The sequence below is a fragment of the Pseudomonas sp. Seg1 genome (assembly GCF_018326005.1).
Lineage (GTDB): Bacteria > Pseudomonadota > Gammaproteobacteria > Pseudomonadales > Pseudomonadaceae > Aquipseudomonas.
Map to the genome: position 1 here is coordinate 5987610 of NZ_AP021903.1, position 20423 is coordinate 6008032.

A 20423-nucleotide genomic window follows, 5' to 3' on the forward strand; every position below is an offset into this window, starting at 1 on the left:
CGACAACAACAATTCGAAAAAGACTGCGGTAATGGTTATGAGTAAAGCGGACGCCTTCACCCAGGCAGGGAAAACCGCGGTGTTGCAGAACATTCAGGGCACCCTGCAATTCCTTCAGCGCTTCCCGCCCTTCAATCAGATGGAACACGCCCACCTCGCCTATCTGGTGGAGCAATGCCAGCTGCGCTTTTACGCTCAGGGCGAGAGCATCATCAAACCCACCGATGGCCCGGTCGAACACTTCTACATCGTCAAACAGGGCCGCGTGGTGGGTGAACGTCAGCACATCACCAAGCCCGGCACCGAAACCACCTTTGAAATCACCACCGGCGAATGCTTCCCCCTCGCCGCGCTGCTCGGCGAGCGGGCAACGCGCACCGAGCATCTGGCCGGCGAAGACACCTTCTGCCTGCAACTGAACAAACCGGCGTTCATCAAACTGTTCGCGCTGTCCAACGCCTTTCGCGACTTTGCTTTGCGCGGGGTCAGCAGCCTGCTTGATCAGGTCAACCAGCAAGTCCAGCAGAAAGCCGTGGAAACCCTCGGCACCCAGTATTCGCTGAACACCCGACTGGGTGAATTGGCCATGCGCCATCCAGTGACGTGCAGCCCTGAAACGCCATTGCGTGACGCGGTGAAGTTGATGCATGAGCAACAGGTCGGCAGCATCGTCGCAGTGGATGAACACAAGGCGCCGCTGGGGATTTTCACCCTGCGCGACCTGCGCCACATGGTGGCTGAAGGCGTGGGCGATTTCAGCGAAGCCATCGAACATCACATGACCCGTGCGCCGTTCTATCTGTCGCCGGATCACAGTGCATTCGACGCGGCGATTGCCATGACCGAGCGGCACATCGCTCACGTCTGCCTAGTCAAGGATCAGCGCCTGTGCGGCGTGGTGTCCGAGCGTGATCTGTTTTCCCTGCAACGTGTCGATCTGGTGCACCTGGCCCGGACCATCCGCAGTGCCCAGCGCGTCGAACAACTGGTGTCCCTGCGCGGCGAGATCGGCCAACTGGTCGAGCGCATGCTCGCCCACGGCGCCTCTTCAACCCAGATCACCCACATCATCACCCTGCTCAACGACCACACTGTGTGCCGGGTAATCGAACTGACCATCGCCGAAAAAGGCGACCCCGGCGTGCCGTTCAGTTGGCTGTGTTTCGGCAGCGAAGGTCGGCGCGAGCAAACGCTGCACACCGATCAGGACAACGGCATTCTGTTCGACGCTCGCGATGCGGCGCACGCGGCGGAAATTCGCGGCAAGCTGCTGCCGATCGCGCAGCAGATCAACCAGAGCCTGGCGCAATGCGGCTTTACTCTGTGCAAGGGCAACATCATGGCCGGCAACCCCGAGCTGTGTTTGTCGCGCGCGGAATGGGCGCGGCGTTTTGCGGCGTTTATCCGCGAGGCGACTCCGGAGAATCTGTTGGGCTCGAGCATCTATTTTGATCTGCGGGTGGTCTGGGGCGATGAGAGCGGTTGCGCGCAACTGCGTCGGGGGATTCTCGAGCAGGTCGGCGACAACCGTCTGTTCCAGCGCATGATGGCCGACAACGCCCTGCGCAATCGCCCGCCGGTCGGGCGTTTCCGCGAGTTTGTACTGGCGCGCAAGAACGGCGAGAAAGCCACGCTGGATTTGAAAGTTCAGGGTCTGACCCCATTCGTCGATGGCGCGCGCCTGCTGGCGCTGGCCAACGGCATCGACGCCAACAACACCCTCGAACGCTTTCGCCAACTGGTCGATAAAGAAGTCATCGAACCACTCGACGGCGCCGCGTATGAAGAGGCTTACCACTTCATTCAGCAAACACGCATGCAGCAACATCAGCTGCAGACCCGGGAGAATCTGCCCTACTCCAACCGTGTCGATCCCGACAGCCTCAACCACCTCGACCGACGCATCCTGCGCGAATCCCTGCGTCAGGCTCAACGCCTGCAAAGCAGCCTGACCTTGCGGTATCAGCTATGAGCCTGTTCTCGTGGCTGCGTCCGGCCAGCCCGGTGGTGCCGGCCGATCTGCAACACCGCCTGGCGCAGTTGCCGGCGATCAGCGAGTTGAGCGATTGCAGCCTGCGCGAACAGCGCTGGGTGGTACTGGATCTGGAAACCACCGGGCTGAACCTGAACAAGGATCGCGTGTTGTCGATCGGCGCCGTGGTGATCGAGGACGCTGCGATCGATTTCAGTCAGCAGTTCGAACGGACCTTGCAATGTCGTGAACTGAAGCTCAGCCCCAGTGTGTTGATCCATGGCCTGGGGCCGAATGAACTTGCCGCCGGCAGCGACCCGGCCGAAGCGTTAGTGGACCTCATGGAGTTTATCGGCGACAGCCCGGTGCTGGCGTTTCATGCGCCGTTCGATCAGCACATGCTCGGGCGCGCGCTGAAGGAGCATCTGGGGCACAAGTTGCAGCAGGTGTTTCTGGATGTCGCGGATATTGCGCCGCTGGTGTGCCCGCAGGCGAATATTCGCGAGGCCGGGCTGGATGAGTGGATCGACTGGTTTCGCCTGGAGGTGTTCGAACGGCATAACGCCAGTGCCGATGCGCTGGCCACGGCGGAATTGGCGTTGATTCTGTTCAGTCGGGCGCGGGGGCAGCAGATTCATAGTCCGCTGAATTTGCAGCAGCGCTTGAGTCAGTGGAAGCGCCGACAACAAGCGCCGTCCTTTTAGATTTCCGTTGGCTGTTCTGGCCTCTTCGCGAGCAGGCTCGCTCCCACATTTGGAATGTGATGCCTTGTGGGAGCGCGCCTGCTCGCGAAGAGCGATGACGTGGTTTCCCTGATGCCACCTGACCAGTGGCCAATTGCTAACCATTCCCACCTCTGCCAGAATCGCGAACAATTCGCGTTAGTTAATATTTCCCAATCGGTGATGTCCGGTGTCGTCAGTTCCAAGCCCTCACAATCAGCTCGTCGGTGCGATGTATCGCGACCATCGCGGTTGGCTGCTGGCGTGGCTACGGCGCAACGTGGCCTGTCCGCAGCGGGCCGAAGACCTGAGCCAGGACACCTTCGTGCGCCTGCTCGGCCGCGATGAACTGCTGACACCGCGCGAGCCCCGAGCCTTTCTCGTGGCGATTGCCAAGGGTCTGTTGTTTGACTACTTCCGCCGCGCCGCGCTGGAGCAGGCTTACCTCACCGAATTGATGCTGATCCCCGAGGGCGAACAACCGTCGGTGGAGGAACAGCAAATGATCCTCGAGGACCTCAAAGCCATCGACCGTCTGCTCGGCAAACTGTCGACCAAGGCCCGCGCCGCCTTCCTTTATAACCGCCTCGATGGCCTCAGCCATGCCGAGATCGCCGAGAAACTTGGCGTTTCAGTGCCGCGCGTGCGCCAGTATCTGGCTCAGGGGATTCGTCAGTGCTACATCGCGCTGTACGGTGAGCCGACGTGAGCCCTGCCAGTTCCAGACCGGTGCCGGCGCATGTGCTGGATGCGGCGATTGCCTGGCAGTTGACGCTCGATTCGAGCAGCCCGCTGGAGCGCGAGGAATTCGCCAAATGGCACGCGGCCAATGAAGAACATGCCCGCGCATGGCGTCAATTGGGCATGCTCGACCAACGCTTCAGCGTGGCCAAAGGCCCGGCCCGCAGTGCACTGCTGCAATCGCGCGAAGGCATCCGCCGGCGCGTGCGCAAACTGGGCAGCGGTCTGGCCAGCGTTGTCGCGGTGATCGGTATGGGGCTGTTTGCCGCCGAGCATTATTTGCCGATGGACTATTGGCTGGCCGATCAGCGCACCGCAACCGGCGAACAGCGCACCGTACGCCTGGCCGACGGCACCGTGCTCAACCTCAATACTCACAGTGCCGTGGATGTGCGCTTCGATGAGAAGCAGCGCCTGATCGTCTTGCAGGAAGGCGAGATCCTCGTCGAAACCGGCCACGGCGATGCACGGCCATTTATCGTCGAAACCCGCGAAGGCAGCATGCGTGCATTGGGCACGCGGTTCCTGGTCAAGCGCGAAGAACAAGGTACGCGTCTGAGCGTGCTGCAATCAGCGGTGGCGGCACGCACGCAAGCGAATCCCGAAGAACAGATTTTGCGCGAAGGCCAGCAAGTATTGCTGCGCGGTGATGGGCTGGGCTCGATTGTCGCCCTCACGCCCGGCGCCGATGCCTGGACGCGCGGCATGCTGGTGGTGGATAACGCTCGACTGAGCGATCTGGTGCATGAGCTGGGTCGTTATCGTCGTGGGCATCTGGGCGTTGCGCCGGAAGTGGCTGACTTGCGAATCACCGGCAGCTTCCCGCTGCATGACACCGACAAAGCCTTGAGCGCCCTGCTGCCAACCCTGCCAGTGCAGATCGAGCAGCACACACCGTATTGGGTGACGGTGGCCAAGGCTGATTCCAAGCCTGAATGATCGGGTGGCTGAGCGGTCGCTATCGCTGGCAAGCCAGCTCCCACAGGATTAAGTGCTGCCCACAAAGTTGATGTTTACAGCACTCCCTGTGGGAGCTGGCTTGCCAGCGATGAGGCCGCCAGCAGCTCCACAAAACCAGGCTCGCCATGTCTATCAGCAGCACCGCTGCAAGTTAATCGAAATTATTTCCATCCAGCCCTATCACTTTTTGGTTTTCATCCGGCACACAGGCAATTGAGAAATATTTCCATTCAGGAGCCGCCGTATGTCCCGTTCGCTAGACACCTTGTTGCGCCCCAGTCTGCTGGCCGTCGCCATCGCTTTCAGCACTCCTCTGATCAGCAGCCCGTTGCTCGCCGTTGAACAAGCGTCCAGCGTTCGCGCCTACAACCTGCCGGCGGCGCCCTTGGCCACCACCCTCAACCAGATCGCCAGCCAAGGCGGCCTCGCCCTGTCGCTGAATCCTTCGCTGGCGGCGGGTAAGACCTCGGCACCGGTCAACGGTCAGTACGATGCGGCCGGCGCTCTGCGCGCGGCCCTGCAAGGCACCGGTCTGCAACTGGAACAGGCCAGCACGGGCACTTACACCTTGGTTGCCGTGCCGGAAGGCGTGATGGCGCTGCCGGAAACATCGGTCATCGGTGTGGAAAATCTGGAAACCGCTTGGAGCCCGGTCGAAGGCTACACCGCCACCCGCACCGCCGCCGGCACCAAAACCGACACCGCGCTGGTTGAAGCACCGCGTTCGATCTCCGTGGCCACGCGCCAGCAGATGGACGACCGCAGCGTGCACAGCCTCGATGACGCCGTGCGCTACATGCCCGGCATCACCGCCAGCAGCTACGGCAGCGACACGCGCATCGACTGGCTGCGCGTGCGTGGTTTCGAGCCGACTCAGTTTCTCGACGGCCTGCCACTGCCAAGAGGCATCTACGCCAACCCGAAACCGGAAACCTGGAACCTCGATCGCCTCGCCCTGCTACGCGGCCCGGCTTCGTCGGTTTACGGCCAGACCCCGCCAGGCGGTCTGCTGGACATGGTCAGCCGTCGTCCAAGCGCCGAAGCCAGCAGCGAAATCCAGTTGCAGTACGGCAGCGACAACCACCGCCAGATCAACTTCGCCAGCACCGGCAAGATCGATGACGCCGGGCAATTTCTGTATGGCATCAGCGGCGTGGTGCGCGACAGCGACACGCAGATCGACCACATCGAAAACAAGCGCTACAACATTGCACCGAGCCTGACCTGGAACATCGACGACGACACCAAGTTGACCTTGCTCTCGCAGTTCACCCGCGACGATACCGGGGTCACCAGTCAGTTCTATCCGATCCAGGGCACCAAGATCGACATGCCGTTCGGCAAGATTTCCCACCACAAGAACCTGGGCGATCCTGACTACGACTTCTACGACCGCACCTACTACGCGCTCGGTTATGCCTTTGAACATCGCCTGAACGATGTATGGCAGTTCAAACAGAATCTGCGTTACACCAAGTCCGATCTGTCGTTCCAGACCGTGACCGTCAACAGCTACAACACGACCATTCCCGGCTTCACCGTTGACGATCAGGGCAATGTCGGTCGCGGCACCACCAATGTCGATGAGGACATCAGCCAATTCGCCGTGGACAACAACTTCCAGGCCGACTTCGCTACGGGCGACATCCGTCATACCTTGCTGCTGGGTCTCGACCATCAGCGCAGCAACGACAACTACACCTCGATCTTCGGCAGCGCGCCGGACATCAACGTCAACAACCCGATCTACGGCCAGCCGATTACGCGTCCGCCACGTTCCTCGGCGTTCTACGACTACAACCAGAAAACCAACCAGACCGGTCTCTACGTGCAGGACCAGATGGCGCTGGACCAGTGGCGTCTGACCCTGGGCGGTCGTGAAGACTGGGTGCACACCAGCACCAGATTCCTCAACAAGGGCGACGCCACCAACACCCAGCGTGACAAGGCGTTCAGCGGTAACGCGGCGATCAGCTATGTGTTCGACTCGGGCTTCGTGCCATACCTGTCATATGCCGAATCCTTCCAGCCAACCAGCGGTGCCGATGCCAGCGTCACTGAGTCGTTCAAGCCGACCGAAGGCAAACAATGGGAACTGGGCATCAAGTACCAGCCACCGGGCAGCAAAACCCTGCTCAGCGCAGCCGTGTATGACCTGACCCAGAAGAACGTCGCGGTCAACAACATCGTCAACAACGTGACCATCACCAGCCAGACCGGCGAAGTGAAAGTCAAAGGCCTGGAGCTGGAAGCGGTTTCGGATGTCACCGATAACCTGAAAGTCATCGCCGCCTACACCCTGGCCAAGTCCGAAGTGCAGAAAGGTGTCGACAAGGGCAATCGCCTGCAACTGATGCCGAACCAGCAAGCCTCGCTGTGGACCGACTACACCTGGCACAGCGGCGTGCTCGACGGTTTCGGCATCGGCGGCGGCGTGCGCTATACCGGCAACACCTACGGCGACAAGGCCAACACCTGGCTGGGCAAGGCCGACGCCTACACCGTGTTCGATGCAGCCGTGCATTACGACCTCGGCCGACTGGACAACAGCCTCAAAGGTGCGTCGCTGGCGCTCAACGCCACCAACCTGTTCGACAAGGACTACATCTCCACCTGCGACGGTTACTACTGCTACTACGGCGACCAGCGCAGTGTGGTCGCCAGCGCTACTTACAAGTGGTAAACGACTGAGCTGAAACAGGCCCTGTTACCAGGCCGTCCCCCGTGGACGGCTTCGGTGTTTTTGAAGGTCATGAAATGAAAAGTAAAACAATTCGCCGCTGGTCGTTCGTCCACACCTGGACCAGCCTGGTTTGCACCGTGTTTTTGCTGATGCTGGCACTGACCGGTCTGCCGCTGATCTTTCACCACGAAATCGAGCACTTGCTCGGCGATGCTCCTGAAGTGCGCGAGATGCCGGCGGACACGCCGCGTCTGAATCTGGCGCAACTGGTTGAGGCCGCGGAAAAACATCGCCCGGATGAAGTCGTGCAGTACTTCGGCTTCGACGACGATGAGCCGAATGCCGTCCTGACGATCATGGCGAAAACCGCCGGCACCGAGCCGAACTCTTCGCACACCTTCATGCTCGATGCTCGCACCGGTGAAGCGCTGGAAACCCCTGCGGCCAACGGTGGCCTGATGCTGTTTATCCTGCGCCTGCATGTCGACATGTTCGCCGGATTGCCGGGCAAATTGCTGCTGGCGTTCATGGGACTGCTGTTTGTCGTGGCGATTGTCTCGGGGACGGTGCTGTACCTGCCGTTCATGCGCCGCCTGAACTTCGCCACCGTGCGTCAGGGCAAATCCACACGCCTGCGCTGGCTGGACCTGCACAACCTGATCGGCGTCGTCACCCTGACCTGGGCGTTGGTGGTCGGCGTGACCGGGGTGATCAGCGCCTGCGCCGATCTGCTGATCGCTGCCTGGCGCAACGATGCGTTGAACACATTGATTGCGCCCTACCGCGATGCGCCGCCGCTGACGCAACTGGCACCGGCCACGCGTTTGCTCGACATCGCCGGCGAAGTCGCGCCGGGGATGAAACCAGACTTCATTGCCTTTCCCGGCACACGGTTCTCCAGCGAACACCACTACTCGGTGTTCATGAAGGGCGGCACGCACCTGACCTCGCATCTGCTGACGCCGGTGCTGATCGACGCCACTACCCTGCAAGTCACCGCCGTGGCCGAACGACCGTGGTACATGGACGCCATGGGCATGTCGCAGCCGCTGCACTTCGGCGACTACGGCGGCATGCCGATGAAGATTCTCTGGGCGACGCTGGATGTGCTGACCATCATCGTCCTCGGCAGTGGCGTGTACCTGTGGGTGGTGCGGCGCAAAGCCGCCAAGCCTGCGCTGGAAACGGCGGAGGCGTCTGCATGAAGCCGCGTCAGTCGAATTTCTGGAAGGTCTTCAGCACGCCGCTGGTGATTGCGCTGCTCAGTGCGGCAGGGTTGTTTGCGGCGTTGCTGGGGGATGGGATCTGGGATGCGTTGAGCTGGGTTGGGCTGGGTGTTCCGGCAATTCTGGCGATCAGGGGATTGCTGCAGCGCAGGTAGTTTCGTTGTCGTCGGTAATGGCCTCATCGCTGGCAAGCCAGCTCCCACAGGGGTTGATGCTGAATCTGAAATTTGTGTCGCTGCAAAAACTGTGGGAGCTGGCTTGCCAGCGATGGCGATCTCACGAACACCATCAATTCCTCGCCAGCCACAGTGGTTGTAGCTAGGCTAACCTCCTGCTCTTCGATGCTCACGAGGTTTGCCAATGTCCGCCCCCAGCATGACCCTGTTCCACAACTCGCTGTCCCCGTTCGTTCGCAAAGTGATGGTGTTGCTGCACGAGACCGGTCAGCAGGATCGCGTCGCGTTACAAGACTGCGTGCTCAGCCCGGTCAGCCCCGATCCGACCCTTAACGCTGACAACCCGCTGGGCAAGATCCCGGCCCTGCGCCTGGCCGATGGCAACGTCATCCATGACAGCCGCGTGATCCTCGATTACCTCGACCACCAACACGTCGGCAACCCGCTGATCCCCCGCGACGGCTCGGCCCGCTGGCGGCGCCTGACCCTGGCCTCGATGGCCGACGGGATCATGGATGCTTCGGTAATGGTGCGTTACGAGCAGGCGCTGCGTGCTCCGGAAAAGCACTGGAACGAATGGCTCGACGCCCAGCGCGAGAAGATCCGCCGTGCGCTCGCACTGCTGGAAACGGACGCGATCGCCGAGCTGACCAGTCACTTCGATGTCGCCGCAATCAGCGTCGCCTGTGCACTGGGCTACCTCGACCTGCGCTTCCCTGAAATGGACTGGCGGACCGCCAATCCACAATTGGCCAACTGGTACTTTGAAGTCAGCCAGCGACCGTCCATGATCGCCACGATGCCCAAGGTTTAAATCGGCGGCGCCTGTTCCGGCCTCATCGCTGGCAAGCCAGCTCCCACAGGATCCTTGTCGGATCGCAAATACGCGCAAGACATCAATCCAGTGTGGGAGCTGGCTTGCCGGCGATGGCACCACCTCGGTTCCGGCGGTAGTGACGCAAAGATCAACGTCACCAACACCTCGGCCTCTCGCTGATCCTCACGCAGCCCGCTCATTGCACCGCCCCAATATCAAACTCCAACGGCTTGGCCGGCTTCTGCCCGATCCCGTACCAGTCCAGTTTGCGCGTCAGCACCATGAACACACCGAGCAAGCCGAACAGCAACAGCGAGCCCATCAACAGCGCGTAATCCTCGGCACTCAACAATCCATAGAGCAGGCCATACAACGCCGCCAATCCCGCCGAAAAACTCAAACCGTGGCGCACGCTGCGCAGCACATGACAAACGTAAAAGCCGATCAACAACACGCAGCCACTGGCCGACAACAGATACGCCAAGGCAAACCCGATGTGCTCTGACAGCGACAGCAGCAACAGGTAAAAGAACGCCAGTGCCACGCCGACCAAGGCGTACTGCACCGGGTGAACCGCCAGACTTTTCAGCACTTCGAACAAGAAGAAACCGGCGAATGTCAGGACGATGAACAGCAGCGCATATTTGATCGCCCGGTCACTCTTCAGATACTGATCCACCGGATCGATGAAGCTCACGCCAAAGCTGCGGCCGTTGAACGCCTCGCAATCATTGCTGCTCACGCAACGGCTCATGGCGTCCTGCAAATTGGTGGAGAAGAACGTGGTCTGCCATTCGGCGCTGAAACCGGCATCGTTGATTTCACGTTTGGCGGGCAGGAAGTTGCCGATGAAGCTTGGGTGCGGCCAGTTGGCGGTGAGGCTCACGCTACTGCTCTTGCCCACCGGCAGCACCTGCAGCGAACCGGTGCCTTGCAGGCGCAGTTCAAAACCGAACGCCAATTCGGTGGCTTTACTGGTGTCGAGCAGCGGCAACGTGACGCGTACACCTTCGCCGAGCCAGCCGACCTGGGTGCCCGGGACAAAGTCCAGGCGCTGGCCGTCGAGCTCCAGTTTCAAAGCGTTTTCGATGCCGCGAATGTCGCTGATGCCGACCGCGAGAAACGGCGCGTCGAACTGGTAGTCGGCGAAATCTTCCTTGATGCCCAACTGGGCCGGCAGCGAGAAATGACCGTTGATGCGGTTATCGGCGTGGAACAACCGCGCTTCGTAAATACCCCGGGCGCGCAATTCGGTCTGCACCTGGCCATCGAGTTCGAAGCGCTCCGGCAGAAAGTACAAACGCCCGCGTTCCTCCCGGGGATCGTCGTAGCGCTTGTTGGTTTTGTCGTTGATCTTCCAGTTGTGAATCACCTTGCGATACGGCACCACCATCACCGGCCCGCTCACTTGCTGGTTGTAACTGGCACTGCGAGCGATGTCCTGCAGCACGCCGTCGCGCAATTGCTGGCGATCGTCGATCACGCCGTCGATCATCATTAACGGTATGAGTAACAGCAGGATCAACAGGGCAATGGCCCCGAGCTTAATGGTCAGATTCTTGTTCATGGGACTCTCCCTGTTTCGATGAGGCAGAGTCTGATTCGGCTGTTTGAGGGTTTTGTGGGGGGAATGTGGAGATTGTGTGGAGACTGCGCTGACCCCATCGCGGGCAAGCCCGCTCCCACAATGATTCAGGTGTACACAATCGTGGCTTACGATAGAAAATCCTGTGGGAGCGGGCTTGCCCGCGATGGCCGTGACACGGTTTCAAGGCAAGCGCAGGGCCACTTCAACGCCGTTTGCAACATTGCGAATGCTCATCGACCCACCATGCAACTTGACCACCTCTTCAACGAAGTTAAGCCCCAATCCCGTGCTTTTGCGCCCACTGTCCGGGCGCGGCAATGAGTAGAAGCGCTCAGTCAAACGCGGCAAGGCGTAATCCGGAATCGGCGCAGTTTCATTGAACAAGCGAACCTCGATCTGCTCGCCGACGCGCTCGGCGCTGAAACGTAACAACCCCTGCGGCGGGGTGAAGTCCAGCGCGTTCTCCAGCAGATTGCCCAACGCCTGGCGCAGCAAAAACGGTTCGCCGATCAGCAACACATCCGCCGCAATCGTCTGTTCGATCCGCAACTGTTTGCCTTCAATCCGCGCTGCCTGCGCTTGCAACAACTCATCGACCAACACCGCCAGCGGCACTGCCACCCGCTCCTCCAGGCCATGCCGTTGTTCGACCTGCGCCAGATTCAGCAAGCGCTCGATCAACTGCTGCATCCGCGCACTTTCGCTGTCGATGTTGCCGACAAACCGCAGTCGCTGAATCGCAGGCATGTCACCTTGCAGCAACTCCGCCGCGCCGCGAATCGCCGCCAGCGGACTTTTCAGTTCGTGGGTCAGGGTGTGCACGTAGCGCTCGACGTAAGCCTTGCCCTCCAATTGCGTGCGCATCTGCTCGACCGCCGTAGCCAGTTGCTCCAGCTCACCGCCGCGATAGTGCGGCACTTCAACGCGCCGACCTTCGCTGACAGCCTCGGCATACCTCGTCAAACGGTGCAGCGCGCGACTCAGCCACCACGACAGCAAGGCGCCGAACAACAGGCCGAGGCCGATCAGGCCCGCACCGTAGAACAGCAAACGCCGTTCGGTGCGATCGACATAGGGCTGCAACGAGCTGTTGGGTTTGGCCACGGTGACCACACCGATGATCTGGCCGTTATCGCGGATCGGGGCGCCGACGTGCATCACCGACGAGGCCGGGTCATCCGGGTCGCTGCGACTGGAACGCGCACCGTATTCGCCGCGCAGGGTCAGATAGACATCGTTCCAGCGCGAGTAATCCTGACCGACCGCCACGCCGCTGGAATCGAGCACCACGATGCCTTTGGCGTCGGTGACGTAGATGCGATGGTTGACCTGATTTTTCGGCAAACCCCAGATGGTCGCTTGCGGCTGGCGTTCGCCATAGGCACGCAGCAACTCGGGCCAGCGGTTCTCGCTGAGGGTGCCTGCCTTGAAATCGTCACGGAGAATTTCCGCCATCAGGTTGGCGGTATCGACCAGGGTTTCTTCGGTGGACTGGCGCACGCCGGGGCGGATTTCTTCCATCACTGTGTTGAGCACGAAATAGCCGGTCAGGCCGACAAACAGCACATACACCAGAAAAATCCTCAGCCCCAACGACATCAGCTGTGCCCCGGGCTGTAGCTGTAACCGAGGCCGCGATGGGTCTGGATCGGTTCGGCGTCGGCGCGCACCAGTCGCAGTTTGGCCCGCACGCTTTTAATGTGGCTGTCGATGCTGCGCTCGTAACCGGCATCGGCGGCGACACCCAGCGCATCGAGCAATTGCTCGCGGCTGAACACCCGTTCGGGTTGGTCGAGCAAGCATTGCAACAGGCGGAATTCGTGGCGGGTCAGACTCAGGGTCTGGCCGCGATAGGCAATCTGCACGCGCTCGAGATCAATGCGAAACAGCGCCGAGGAGGCCTCGATTGGCGGGCGCGGCGCCATGCGCTTGAGGATCGCCCGGACCCGTGCCGCGACTTCTCGAGGGCTGAACGGCTTGACCACGTAGTCGTCGGCGCCGATCTCCAGGCCCACTACGCGGTCGATCTCGGCGTTGCGGGCGCTAAGGAACAGCACCGGCACTTCGCTGAAACGGCGTAGCTGCTTGCAGGTTTCGAAACCACTGATGTCCGGCAGGCCGATGTCGAGAATGATCAGATCGGCCGGCGTCTGGCGCTGGTGCGCCAGCGCTGCCTCACCGAGGCTCACCCAAGTGGTGGTGAACCCCTCGCCCTGCAAGGCAAAAATCAGCGTGTCGGCAATCGCCGCTTCGTCTTCGACAATCAGGATATGAGGCATGGCGTCCGAGCCCGTGGGTTAAGTGCGCGAACGGTGCCCCAAGCGTGCCTTTACGTCAATGAGACCACTTGGCGCTAGCAGTCCGGTTTGTCGGCGGTGAAGCGCCGCGCCGGGTTCACCGCCGCGCCAAATTCACGCAAGGCCTTGGCACCGATCAGCAGCGGATAGTTGAAGTTGCTGCGGTCGGTCAGATTGACCTCCACGGTACGCTTGACGTCGCCCAGGCACAGCTCCAGATCGACCACTGGCCGTTTCGCGACTTCGGTGCTTTCGCCTTCGTCTTCTTCATCCGAACGGCTCTTGATCTTGCTGATTCGCGCGACCTTGTGCTCGTAGACCTTGTTGCTGGCGTCCTTGGTGCCGAGACGGAACCGCACCCAGTCTTCGCCATCACGGGTGAAGGTTTCGATGTCCTTGGCCGACAGCGACGCTGTCAGCGCACCGGTGTCCATCTTGGCCTTGAGCACTTCACCGCCGATTTCCGGCAGCGCGATGTATTCGTAGCGCCCGTACAGGGTCGGCTCGGCGGCCATGACCGGCAGGGCGACAAGGGCAAACAGTGCAAGGAGGGATTTCACGTAAGGGGCTTCCTTGGAAAATGAGGGCGGCAGACGTGGGATTTTAGACAGCCAGCAAGCAATTCGTTCGCCGCTGAGCCCGCATCGCTGGCAAGCCAGCTCCCACAAGGATCTTCAACGAATGTAATTCTTGCGGACACCCGATAAACCTGTGGGAGCTGGCTTGCCAGCGATGAGGCCAGCACATTCAGCGCAATATCTGACCCAAGCATACCCAGCCAAAAGTGAAACATTCGTCACCCCCGATTTGGCCTGTCGCCCGAAGCCACTTATCATGGCGCGCCCATCCGACTTCATAGAGTTGCTTATGCGCCGCCTGCTCACCGGCTGTTTCGTCACCCTGCTGCTGTTGCTCAACACCCTGATCCTGATCGGGCCGTTGCTGGTGTTTGCCCTGCTCAAACTGGTGGCGCCCGGGCGTTGGCGCGATTACGCGTCGTGGGCGGTGATGTGGATCGCCGAGACCTGGGCCGAAATCGACAAGCTGATTTTTCGCCTGTGCATCCCCACCCAATGGGACATTCGCGGGGGCGCAGACCTGCGCGGTGACACCTCGTACCTGGTGGTCAGCAACCATCAGTCGTGGGTCGATATTCCGGCGCTGATCCAGACCCTCAACCGGCGCACGCCGTTCTTCAAGTTCTTCCTCAAGAAGGAGCTGATCTGGGTTCCGTTTCTGGGGCTGGCGTGGTGGGCGCTGGATTACCCGTTCATGAAGCGCTACACCAAGGCATTCCTGGCCAGGCACCCGGAGCTGGCGGGCAAGGATCTGGAGATCACCCGACAGGCCTGCGAGCTGTTCAAGCGCCAGCCGGTGACCGTGGTCAACTATCTGGAAGGCACGCGCTACACCGCGGTGAAAAGCGCGCAGCAACAATCACCGTTCAACCACCTGCTCAAGCCCAAGGCCGGCGGCGTGGCGTTCGTGCTGGCGGCGCTGGGTGAACAGCTGGATGCGATTCTCGACGTCACCGTGGTTTATCCACAGGAGAACATTCCGGGGTTCTGGGACTTGATCAGCGGCAACGTGCCGCGGGTGATCATCGACATCCAGACCCGCGAGCTCGACCCGGCGCTGTGGCAGGGCGATTACGAGAACGATCCGCTGTTTCGCGAGAAGGTCCAGAGCTGGGTCAACCAGCTCTGGACCGAGAAAGATCTGCGCATCGCCGAACTGCGCGGCGAGCGCAACTGAATCAGCTACCGGTGCCGGCGCCCCAGATGCTGCCCAGGCTTTGCAGCAGCGGGCCGCCGACGCCTTGATCACCCAGATACTTGAGCAGCACCGGGGCAAACTGGCCGACCATGCCGCTGTCCATGCCCAATGCGCCGAACGCATTGTTCAGGTCATTGGTGTTCTTGACGTTACCCAGCGCGTTTTCCAGCCCGGCGGATTTGCCCGACGAACCCAGCAAGCCGCTCAACGCCGCCATGTTGCCGCTACCGCCCGACAGCTTGTCGATGCCCGGCACTTCTTTGGCCAATTGCGAATAATCGGTGCTGCTCAATTGGTTCTTGGCCAGGCCAAGCATGGCGCTGGTGCCGCCGACCGCTTGCTGAGGGGTAACACCCAGACCGGTGACGGCTTGCAGCAAACCGGCGGTTTCCGAGGTCGGCGCGGCGGCGGTGGCCGAGTTGCCACCCTGCATGCTCGCAGCCGCTTTGGTCACATCGTCCAGGCTGAAACCGGCGAACACCGGGCTGGCCGCAAGGGTCATCAGCGAAGCCATTGCAATACCGCGTGAAATCTTCATTCAGACATCCTCTTGCGCTGCAAAAACCACCCTTCGACGGGCGGCGAAACTGCCGATTTGACCGGGTATCCGCCGGCATGTTCCAAACCTGCGCATCCATTTTCAGCATAGCCACGTATATAAATCGTGAAACCCCGGAATGGCCGCGATGAATGGCACAAGCGCTATCGCTGAACTAGCCTGTGAGCAACCCGAGATCAGTCCTCGTCGCTTGCCTTTTGCCTGGAGAGATGTCATTTCCATCGCCGACACCGATCAGTTGCGACAGCTGTTGGCCCAGTGCTCATTGGGTGACCGTCGCGCCTTCGAAACGCTGTACCGCAGCGTCGGCCCGCGCCTGCACGGTGTGGCCCTGCGCTTCATGGGGCGTGCGGATCTGGCCGAGGAGGTCTTGCAGGAAAGTTTCGTGCGCATCTGGAACAACGCCTCGCGCTACGAAGCGCATCTGTCGGCACCGCTGACTTGGATGATCAACATCACCCGCAATCAAGCCATCGATCAGTTACGCAAACACCGCGACCGGCCGCTGAGCGATCTTGAGCAGGACGGGTTGGCGGATGAGAGCCCTTCGGCGCATGAGCAATTGAGCAGCGCCCGCGAGGCTCACGCCCTGAACCGCTGCCTGGAAAGCCTCGACAGCATGCAGCGCCAGTCGATCAGCGTGGCGTATTTTCACGGGTTGTCCTGCACCGAACTGGCCGAGCATCTGGCCACGCCGCTGGGCACAGTCAAATCGTGGATCCGCCGGGGCATGGAGCGACTGCGTCGGTGCCTTGAATCATGAACTACCAGACCCCTGCCCTGCGCCGTGCCCTCGCCGCCGACTACGCCATCGGCTTGATGTCCACGGCTGCGCGTCGACGCTTTGAGCAATTGTTGCTGGATGACGCTGCGTTGCGGGCGGAAGTGGCGCAATGGCAGGACACGCTGGCGAGCCTCACCGAATCCCTGCCTGAACAACCGGTGCCCGACCGCGTGTGGCACGGCATTACCGCGCGCATCGAGCCGCAAGTGCTGCATGTGCCGGAAAAACGTCCGTTCTGGAATTGGCTGAGACTCACGGCAGCCGCCGCCTCAATCGTTGTGCTGGTTTTCCTCGGTTCGCTGTACGACCGGGACGACGCCCGCTACCGCGCCACCCTGCTGAGCGCCAATGCGCAACCGGCGCTGAAGGTCGAGGCGCATGCAGATTATCTGCAGGTCGAGCCGCTGACATTGGCGGCGGTTGATGCCGATCGCAGCCTGGAACTGTGGGCGATTCCGGCGGATGGCAAGCCGATTTCGCTGGGGGTGATTCCAGCGGGGGGTAAAGGCAAGGTTGAGTTGAGCGAGGCGCAGAAAGTCTTGATTGGCAAACCGATTGCATTGGCAGTGAGTCTGGAGCCGAAGGGTGGTTCGCCGACTGGGCAGCCGACTGGTCCGGTGCTGTATCAAGGGGCGTTGGCGGCCTTGTAAAGCCCCTCACCCTAACCCTCCCGAAACGTCGGACCGCCCGGAGGAAGAGGGGACTGACCGTGGGATATTTGCGCAATACGCCGACCTGTAATTGCCGTGCCGAATCCATAATCGACTCGATCTTTCAGGTCGACGTATGACACCAGACACCTCGGTCGGCCCCCTCTCCCTCCGGGCGGTCCGACGTTTCGGGAGGGCTGGGCGGGCGGCGTTCCGATGAGGGTACCTTTTGACCTTGGCTCTCAACAAAAAAACGGCGACCCTGAGGTCGCCGTTTTTTTATTGCGATAAGCCCTACGCCGCACTGAACAACTTATGCGGATCAATCACAAACTTCTTCGGCACGCCTGCATCGAACTCGCCGTAACCTTCCGGCGCCTGATCGAGGCTGATCACTTGCACACCCACCACTTCAGCAATGTTGATGCGATCCCACATGATCGCTTGCATCAGTTGACGGTTGTACTTCATCACCGGGGTCTGGCCGGTGTGGAAGCTGTGCGACTTGGCCCAACCGAGGCCGAAGCGGATGCTCAGGCTGCCCATTTTCGCGGCGGCGTCCACAGCACCTGGATCTTCAGTGACGTACAGGCCCGGGATACCGATCTTGCCCGCCACGCGCACCACGCCCATCAGCGAGTTGAGCACGGTGGCCGGGGCTTCGGACTTCACTCCGTCATGGCCGTGGCCACGGGCTTCGAAACCTACGCAATCCACCGCACAATCGACTTCCGGTTCGCCCAGCAGTGCGGCGATCTGTTCGTGCAGCGGCGTGTCCTTGGACAGGTCGACGATTTCGAAGCCCTGCGCCTTGGCGTGGGCCAGACGGATGGTGTTGACGTCACCGACGATCACTACCGCAGCGCCGAGCAGGCGTGCGGAGGCGGCAGCCGCCAAGCCAACGGGACCCGCGCCGGCAATGTAAACGGTGCTGCCCGGACCTACACCGGCAGTGACGGCGCCGTGATAACCGGTCGGAAGAATGTCGGAGAGGCAGGTCAAGTCGCGGATTTTCTCCATGGCCTTGTCGCGGTCCGGCAGTTTCAGCAGGTTGAAGTCGGCGTACGGCACCAGCACGTATTCGGCCTGGCCGCCGGTCCAGTCGCCCATGTCGACGTAACCGTAAGCACCACCGGCACGGGCCGGGTTGACGGTCAGGCAGACGCCGGTGTGTTGCTCTTTGCAGGAACGGCAGCGCCCGCACGCGACGTTGAACGGTACGGAAACCAGGTCGCCGATTTTCAGGTTTTCGACGTCGGAGCCTTTTTCGATCACCTCGCCGGTGATTTCGTGGCCCAGCACCAGACCGGTCTGAGCGGTGGTGCGGCCGCGCACCATGTGTTGGTCGGAGCCGCAGATATTGGTGGAAACCACTTTGAGAATGACCCCGTGCTCGATCTTGCGACCACGCGGGTCCTGCATTTTCGGATAGTCGATTTTCTGTACTTCGACCTTGCCAGCGCCGAGATACACCACACCACGATTGCCAGACATGCTTTCACCTCGCTGTTGTTTTTATGGAACCGCGTTGCCCAGGCAGGCAGCGCGTTGAGTGCTCGGGTATAGATGCTGATTGTTGTGTTGCCTGTTATGGCCTCATCGCTGGCAAGCCAGCTCCCACAGGATTCGGGTTGGATTCAGATTTTGTATACGACACAAATCCCTGTGGGAGCTGGCTTGCCAGCGAAAGCGATCTAGAGAACGACCGTGCGATTGGCGTTGAGAAACACCCTGCGCTCAATGTGATAACCAACGGCCCGGGCCAACGTCAGGCCCTCGATATCCCGCCCTTTGGCAATCAAATCTTCCGGGTAATGACTGTGATCCACCGCCTCGACGCCTTGGGCGATGATCGGCCCTTCATCGAGGTCGTTATTGATGTAATGCGCCGTCGCCCCCACCAGTTTCACGCCCTTGTTGTAGGCCTGGTGATACGGCTTGGCGCCCTTGAAGCCCGGCAGCAGCGAGTGATGAATGTTGATCGCCTTGCCATCGAGCTTGCGGCACAACTCCGGCGACAGCACTTGCATATAGCGGGCAAGAATCACCAGTTCAGCGCCGGACTCTTCAATCACCTGCCAGACCTGACGCTCCTGCGACGGTTTGTCATTGGGGTCGAGGGGGAAATGGTAGTAGGGAATCTGGTGCCAGTCGGCCAGCGGCTTGAGGTCAGGATGGTTGGAGACCACCGCCGCCACATCCATCGACAACTGGCCGATGCGCTGGCGGTAGAGCAAGTCGTTGAGGCAGTGATCGGCCTTGGAAACCATGATCACCACTTTTGGCCGATAGTTCGGCGCGGTCAGTTCGAAGATCATGCCGAAGGCCTGGCCACGCTCGGCGAGGCCGGCGCGGAAGGATTGCTCGTCGAAGCCGTCGGGCTGACGGAATTCCACGCGAATGAAGAAGCGCCCCGAAAGGCGATCATCAAACGAATGGTGCTCGGTGACGTAGCAACCCTGCTCGAACAGAAAACGCGTGACCGCGTCCACCGTGCCGAGGACGCTGGGGCAGTCGGCGGTCAGAATCCATGTGTCTGGGGCGCGGCTCATGGTGCGGTGACTCCTGTTCTTGTGCGGGGTGTCTGAGGGATTTTTTGCCCCTCACCCTAGCCCTCTCCCGGAGGTAGAGGGGACTGACCGAGTGGTCCTTTCGAGCTACACCGACCTGAAATATCGGGTCGAACTCAGGCTCGAAAAACACACAAATCTGCTCCCTTTCCCCCTCTCCCCCCTGGGGGAGAGGGCTGGGGTGAGGGGGTAAGCTTTTAGGCTTGCACGCTCAACCCGTACTCGGCGGAAGCATCCTGCAACCACAACCACCAGTAATCCGAAAAGCTGCGACGAATCAGCAGTTCCCAGGTGTCTTCGGCGGTATGGCGAATCATCAGCTGCGACTTGGCGAACACCGTGCCGACCGCTTTACCCACCGGAAAATTGTTCGGGTGTACGTCATAGCTGGTGGACTTCATCAGCACCTGACGCACGTTCGGCCCGCTCAGTTCGAGCACTTGCTGGCCGCCGCTGACGTTGACGATCGCGATGTGCAGATCGCCCAGCGCTTCGCGCAGTTTCTGTTCGGCGGCGAATTCTTCACCGCTTGGCACGATCAGCAGCCACTCGTCCGGGCCCATCCATTGCAGGCTGGTTTCACCTTTGACGATGACGCTCAGAGCACCGGGCAACTCGATGCCAAGGGCTTTGTGCACGCCGGCGGCGAACGCCGCGTCGTGGCCATCACCACGAATCGTCAGATGGCCGAGGAGTTTTTTCTCACGCACGATCACGCCGGCGTTCTTGCGGCCCTTGCCGGCCAGGCTGGCGAGGTCGGCATGGTGCAGCGACGACTCGGCACGGGCACCGGTGGTCGGGCGTTGTTGGTACACGTTGGCTGTGGTCATAAAGCACCTTCCTGAATTCGTAATCCCTGTGGGAGCGGGCTTGCCCGCGATTGCGATCCGTCAGTCACAGAT

General features: G+C 60.9%; 19 protein-coding genes. 11 read left to right on the plus strand and 8 right to left on the minus strand.

Annotated features, from left to right (window positions below; translation table 11 throughout):
• Positions 1 to 37 precede the first annotated feature (37 nt).
• From KI231_RS26960 to KI231_RS26995, 8 genes are all read left to right on the plus strand, one after another.
• Positions 38 to 1972, plus strand: a complete 1935-nt coding sequence (locus KI231_RS26960) for a putative nucleotidyltransferase substrate binding domain-containing protein (protein WP_349306212.1) — start codon at positions 38 to 40, stop codon at positions 1970 to 1972.
• Positions 1969 to 2676 carry a 3'-5' exonuclease gene (locus tag KI231_RS26965; protein WP_213026771.1) on the plus strand — a complete coding sequence of 236 codons (708 nt, stop codon included), beginning with the start codon at positions 1969 to 1971 and terminating at the stop codon, positions 2674 to 2676. The genes KI231_RS26960 and KI231_RS26965 overlap by 4 nt, the downstream gene beginning before the upstream one ends.
• 250 nt (positions 2677 to 2926) lie before the next feature.
• Positions 2927 to 3403, plus strand: coding sequence for an RNA polymerase sigma factor (locus KI231_RS26970; RefSeq protein WP_249412166.1), 477 nt, complete (start codon positions 2927 to 2929; stop codon positions 3401 to 3403).
• Positions 3400 to 4374 carry a FecR domain-containing protein gene (locus KI231_RS26975; protein WP_213026773.1) on the plus strand — a complete coding sequence of 325 codons (975 nt, stop codon included), beginning with the start codon at positions 3400 to 3402 and terminating at the stop codon, positions 4372 to 4374. Before KI231_RS26970 ends, KI231_RS26975 begins: the two co-directional genes overlap by 4 nt.
• Before the next feature lie 265 nt (positions 4375 to 4639).
• On the plus strand, positions 4640 to 7078 hold the full coding sequence (locus tag KI231_RS26980; RefSeq protein WP_213026774.1) for a TonB-dependent siderophore receptor: 2439 nt from the start codon (positions 4640 to 4642) through the stop codon (positions 7076 to 7078).
• A 74-nt stretch (positions 7079 to 7152) separates the two neighbouring features.
• Positions 7153 to 8283, plus strand: a complete 1131-nt coding sequence (locus KI231_RS26985; RefSeq protein ID WP_103304498.1) for a PepSY-associated TM helix domain-containing protein — start codon at positions 7153 to 7155, stop codon at positions 8281 to 8283.
• Complete coding sequence (locus tag KI231_RS26990; protein ID WP_213026775.1) at positions 8280 to 8459, plus strand: hypothetical protein; 180 nt, start codon at positions 8280 to 8282, stop codon at positions 8457 to 8459. Before KI231_RS26985 ends, KI231_RS26990 begins: the two co-directional genes overlap by 4 nt.
• Before the next feature lie 205 nt (positions 8460 to 8664).
• Positions 8665 to 9294, plus strand: coding sequence for a glutathione S-transferase (locus KI231_RS26995; protein WP_213026776.1), 630 nt, complete (start codon positions 8665 to 8667; stop codon positions 9292 to 9294).
• 199 nt (positions 9295 to 9493) lie between these two features.
• Here KI231_RS26995 and creD read toward each other — a convergent pair whose 3' ends face one another.
• From creD to rloA2, 4 genes are all read right to left on the minus strand, one after another.
• The gene (creD, locus tag KI231_RS27000) at positions 9494 to 10864 is read right to left on the minus strand and encodes a cell envelope integrity protein CreD (protein ID WP_213026777.1); all 1371 of its coding nucleotides are present in this window, start codon (positions 10862 to 10864) and stop codon (positions 9494 to 9496) included.
• 201 nt (positions 10865 to 11065) lie between these two features.
• The gene (gene creC, locus KI231_RS27005; protein WP_213026778.1) at positions 11066 to 12484 is read right to left on the minus strand and encodes a two-component system sensor histidine kinase CreC; all 1419 of its coding nucleotides are present in this window, start codon (positions 12482 to 12484) and stop codon (positions 11066 to 11068) included.
• Positions 12484 to 13164 (minus strand): two-component system response regulator CreB, encoded by a 681-nt coding sequence (gene creB, locus KI231_RS27010; RefSeq protein ID WP_213026779.1) that lies wholly within the window; start codon positions 13162 to 13164, stop codon positions 12484 to 12486. The genes creC and creB overlap by 1 nt, the downstream gene beginning before the upstream one ends.
• A 74-nt stretch (positions 13165 to 13238) precedes the next feature.
• Positions 13239 to 13742 (minus strand): retropepsin-like aspartic peptidase RloA2, encoded by a 504-nt coding sequence (gene rloA2, locus KI231_RS27015; protein ID WP_053124525.1) that lies wholly within the window; start codon positions 13740 to 13742, stop codon positions 13239 to 13241.
• Between the two features lie 307 nt (positions 13743 to 14049).
• Here rloA2 and yihG point away from each other — a divergent pair, with 307 nt between their 5' ends.
• Positions 14050 to 14937, plus strand: a complete 888-nt coding sequence (gene yihG, locus KI231_RS27020) for a 1-acylglycerol-3-phosphate O-acyltransferase, YihG family (RefSeq protein ID WP_213026780.1) — start codon at positions 14050 to 14052, stop codon at positions 14935 to 14937.
• Position 14938: 1 nt separating this feature from the next.
• On the opposite strand, the gene KI231_RS27025 is transcribed toward yihG, so the two are convergent.
• Positions 14939 to 15496, minus strand: coding sequence for a DUF2780 domain-containing protein (locus KI231_RS27025; RefSeq protein ID WP_103304462.1), 558 nt, complete (start codon positions 15494 to 15496; stop codon positions 14939 to 14941).
• Positions 15497 to 15644: 148 nt separating this feature from the next.
• Here KI231_RS27025 and KI231_RS27030 point away from each other — a divergent pair, with 148 nt between their 5' ends.
• Entirely contained in the window at positions 15645 to 16280 is a 636-nt protein-coding gene (locus KI231_RS27030) for a sigma-70 family RNA polymerase sigma factor (RefSeq protein ID WP_213026781.1), read from the plus strand.
• On the plus strand, positions 16277 to 16951 hold the full coding sequence (locus KI231_RS27035; protein ID WP_213026782.1) for an anti-sigma factor: 675 nt from the start codon (positions 16277 to 16279) through the stop codon (positions 16949 to 16951). Before KI231_RS27030 ends, KI231_RS27035 begins: the two co-directional genes overlap by 4 nt.
• A 294-nt stretch (positions 16952 to 17245) precedes the next feature.
• Here the strand turns inward: KI231_RS27035 and fdhA are convergent, their stop codons facing one another.
• From fdhA to KI231_RS27050, 3 genes are all read right to left on the minus strand, one after another.
• On the minus strand, positions 17246 to 18445 hold the full coding sequence (gene fdhA, locus KI231_RS27040; protein ID WP_042561444.1) for a formaldehyde dehydrogenase, glutathione-independent: 1200 nt from the start codon (positions 18443 to 18445) through the stop codon (positions 17246 to 17248).
• 200 nt (positions 18446 to 18645) lie between these two features.
• The gene (gene purU, locus KI231_RS27045; RefSeq protein ID WP_008086918.1) at positions 18646 to 19503 is read right to left on the minus strand and encodes a formyltetrahydrofolate deformylase; all 858 of its coding nucleotides are present in this window, start codon (positions 19501 to 19503) and stop codon (positions 18646 to 18648) included.
• Between the two features lie 215 nt (positions 19504 to 19718).
• Positions 19719 to 20351, minus strand: coding sequence for a sarcosine oxidase subunit gamma (locus KI231_RS27050; RefSeq protein WP_103304466.1), 633 nt, complete (start codon positions 20349 to 20351; stop codon positions 19719 to 19721).
• Positions 20352 to 20423 lie beyond the last annotated feature (72 nt).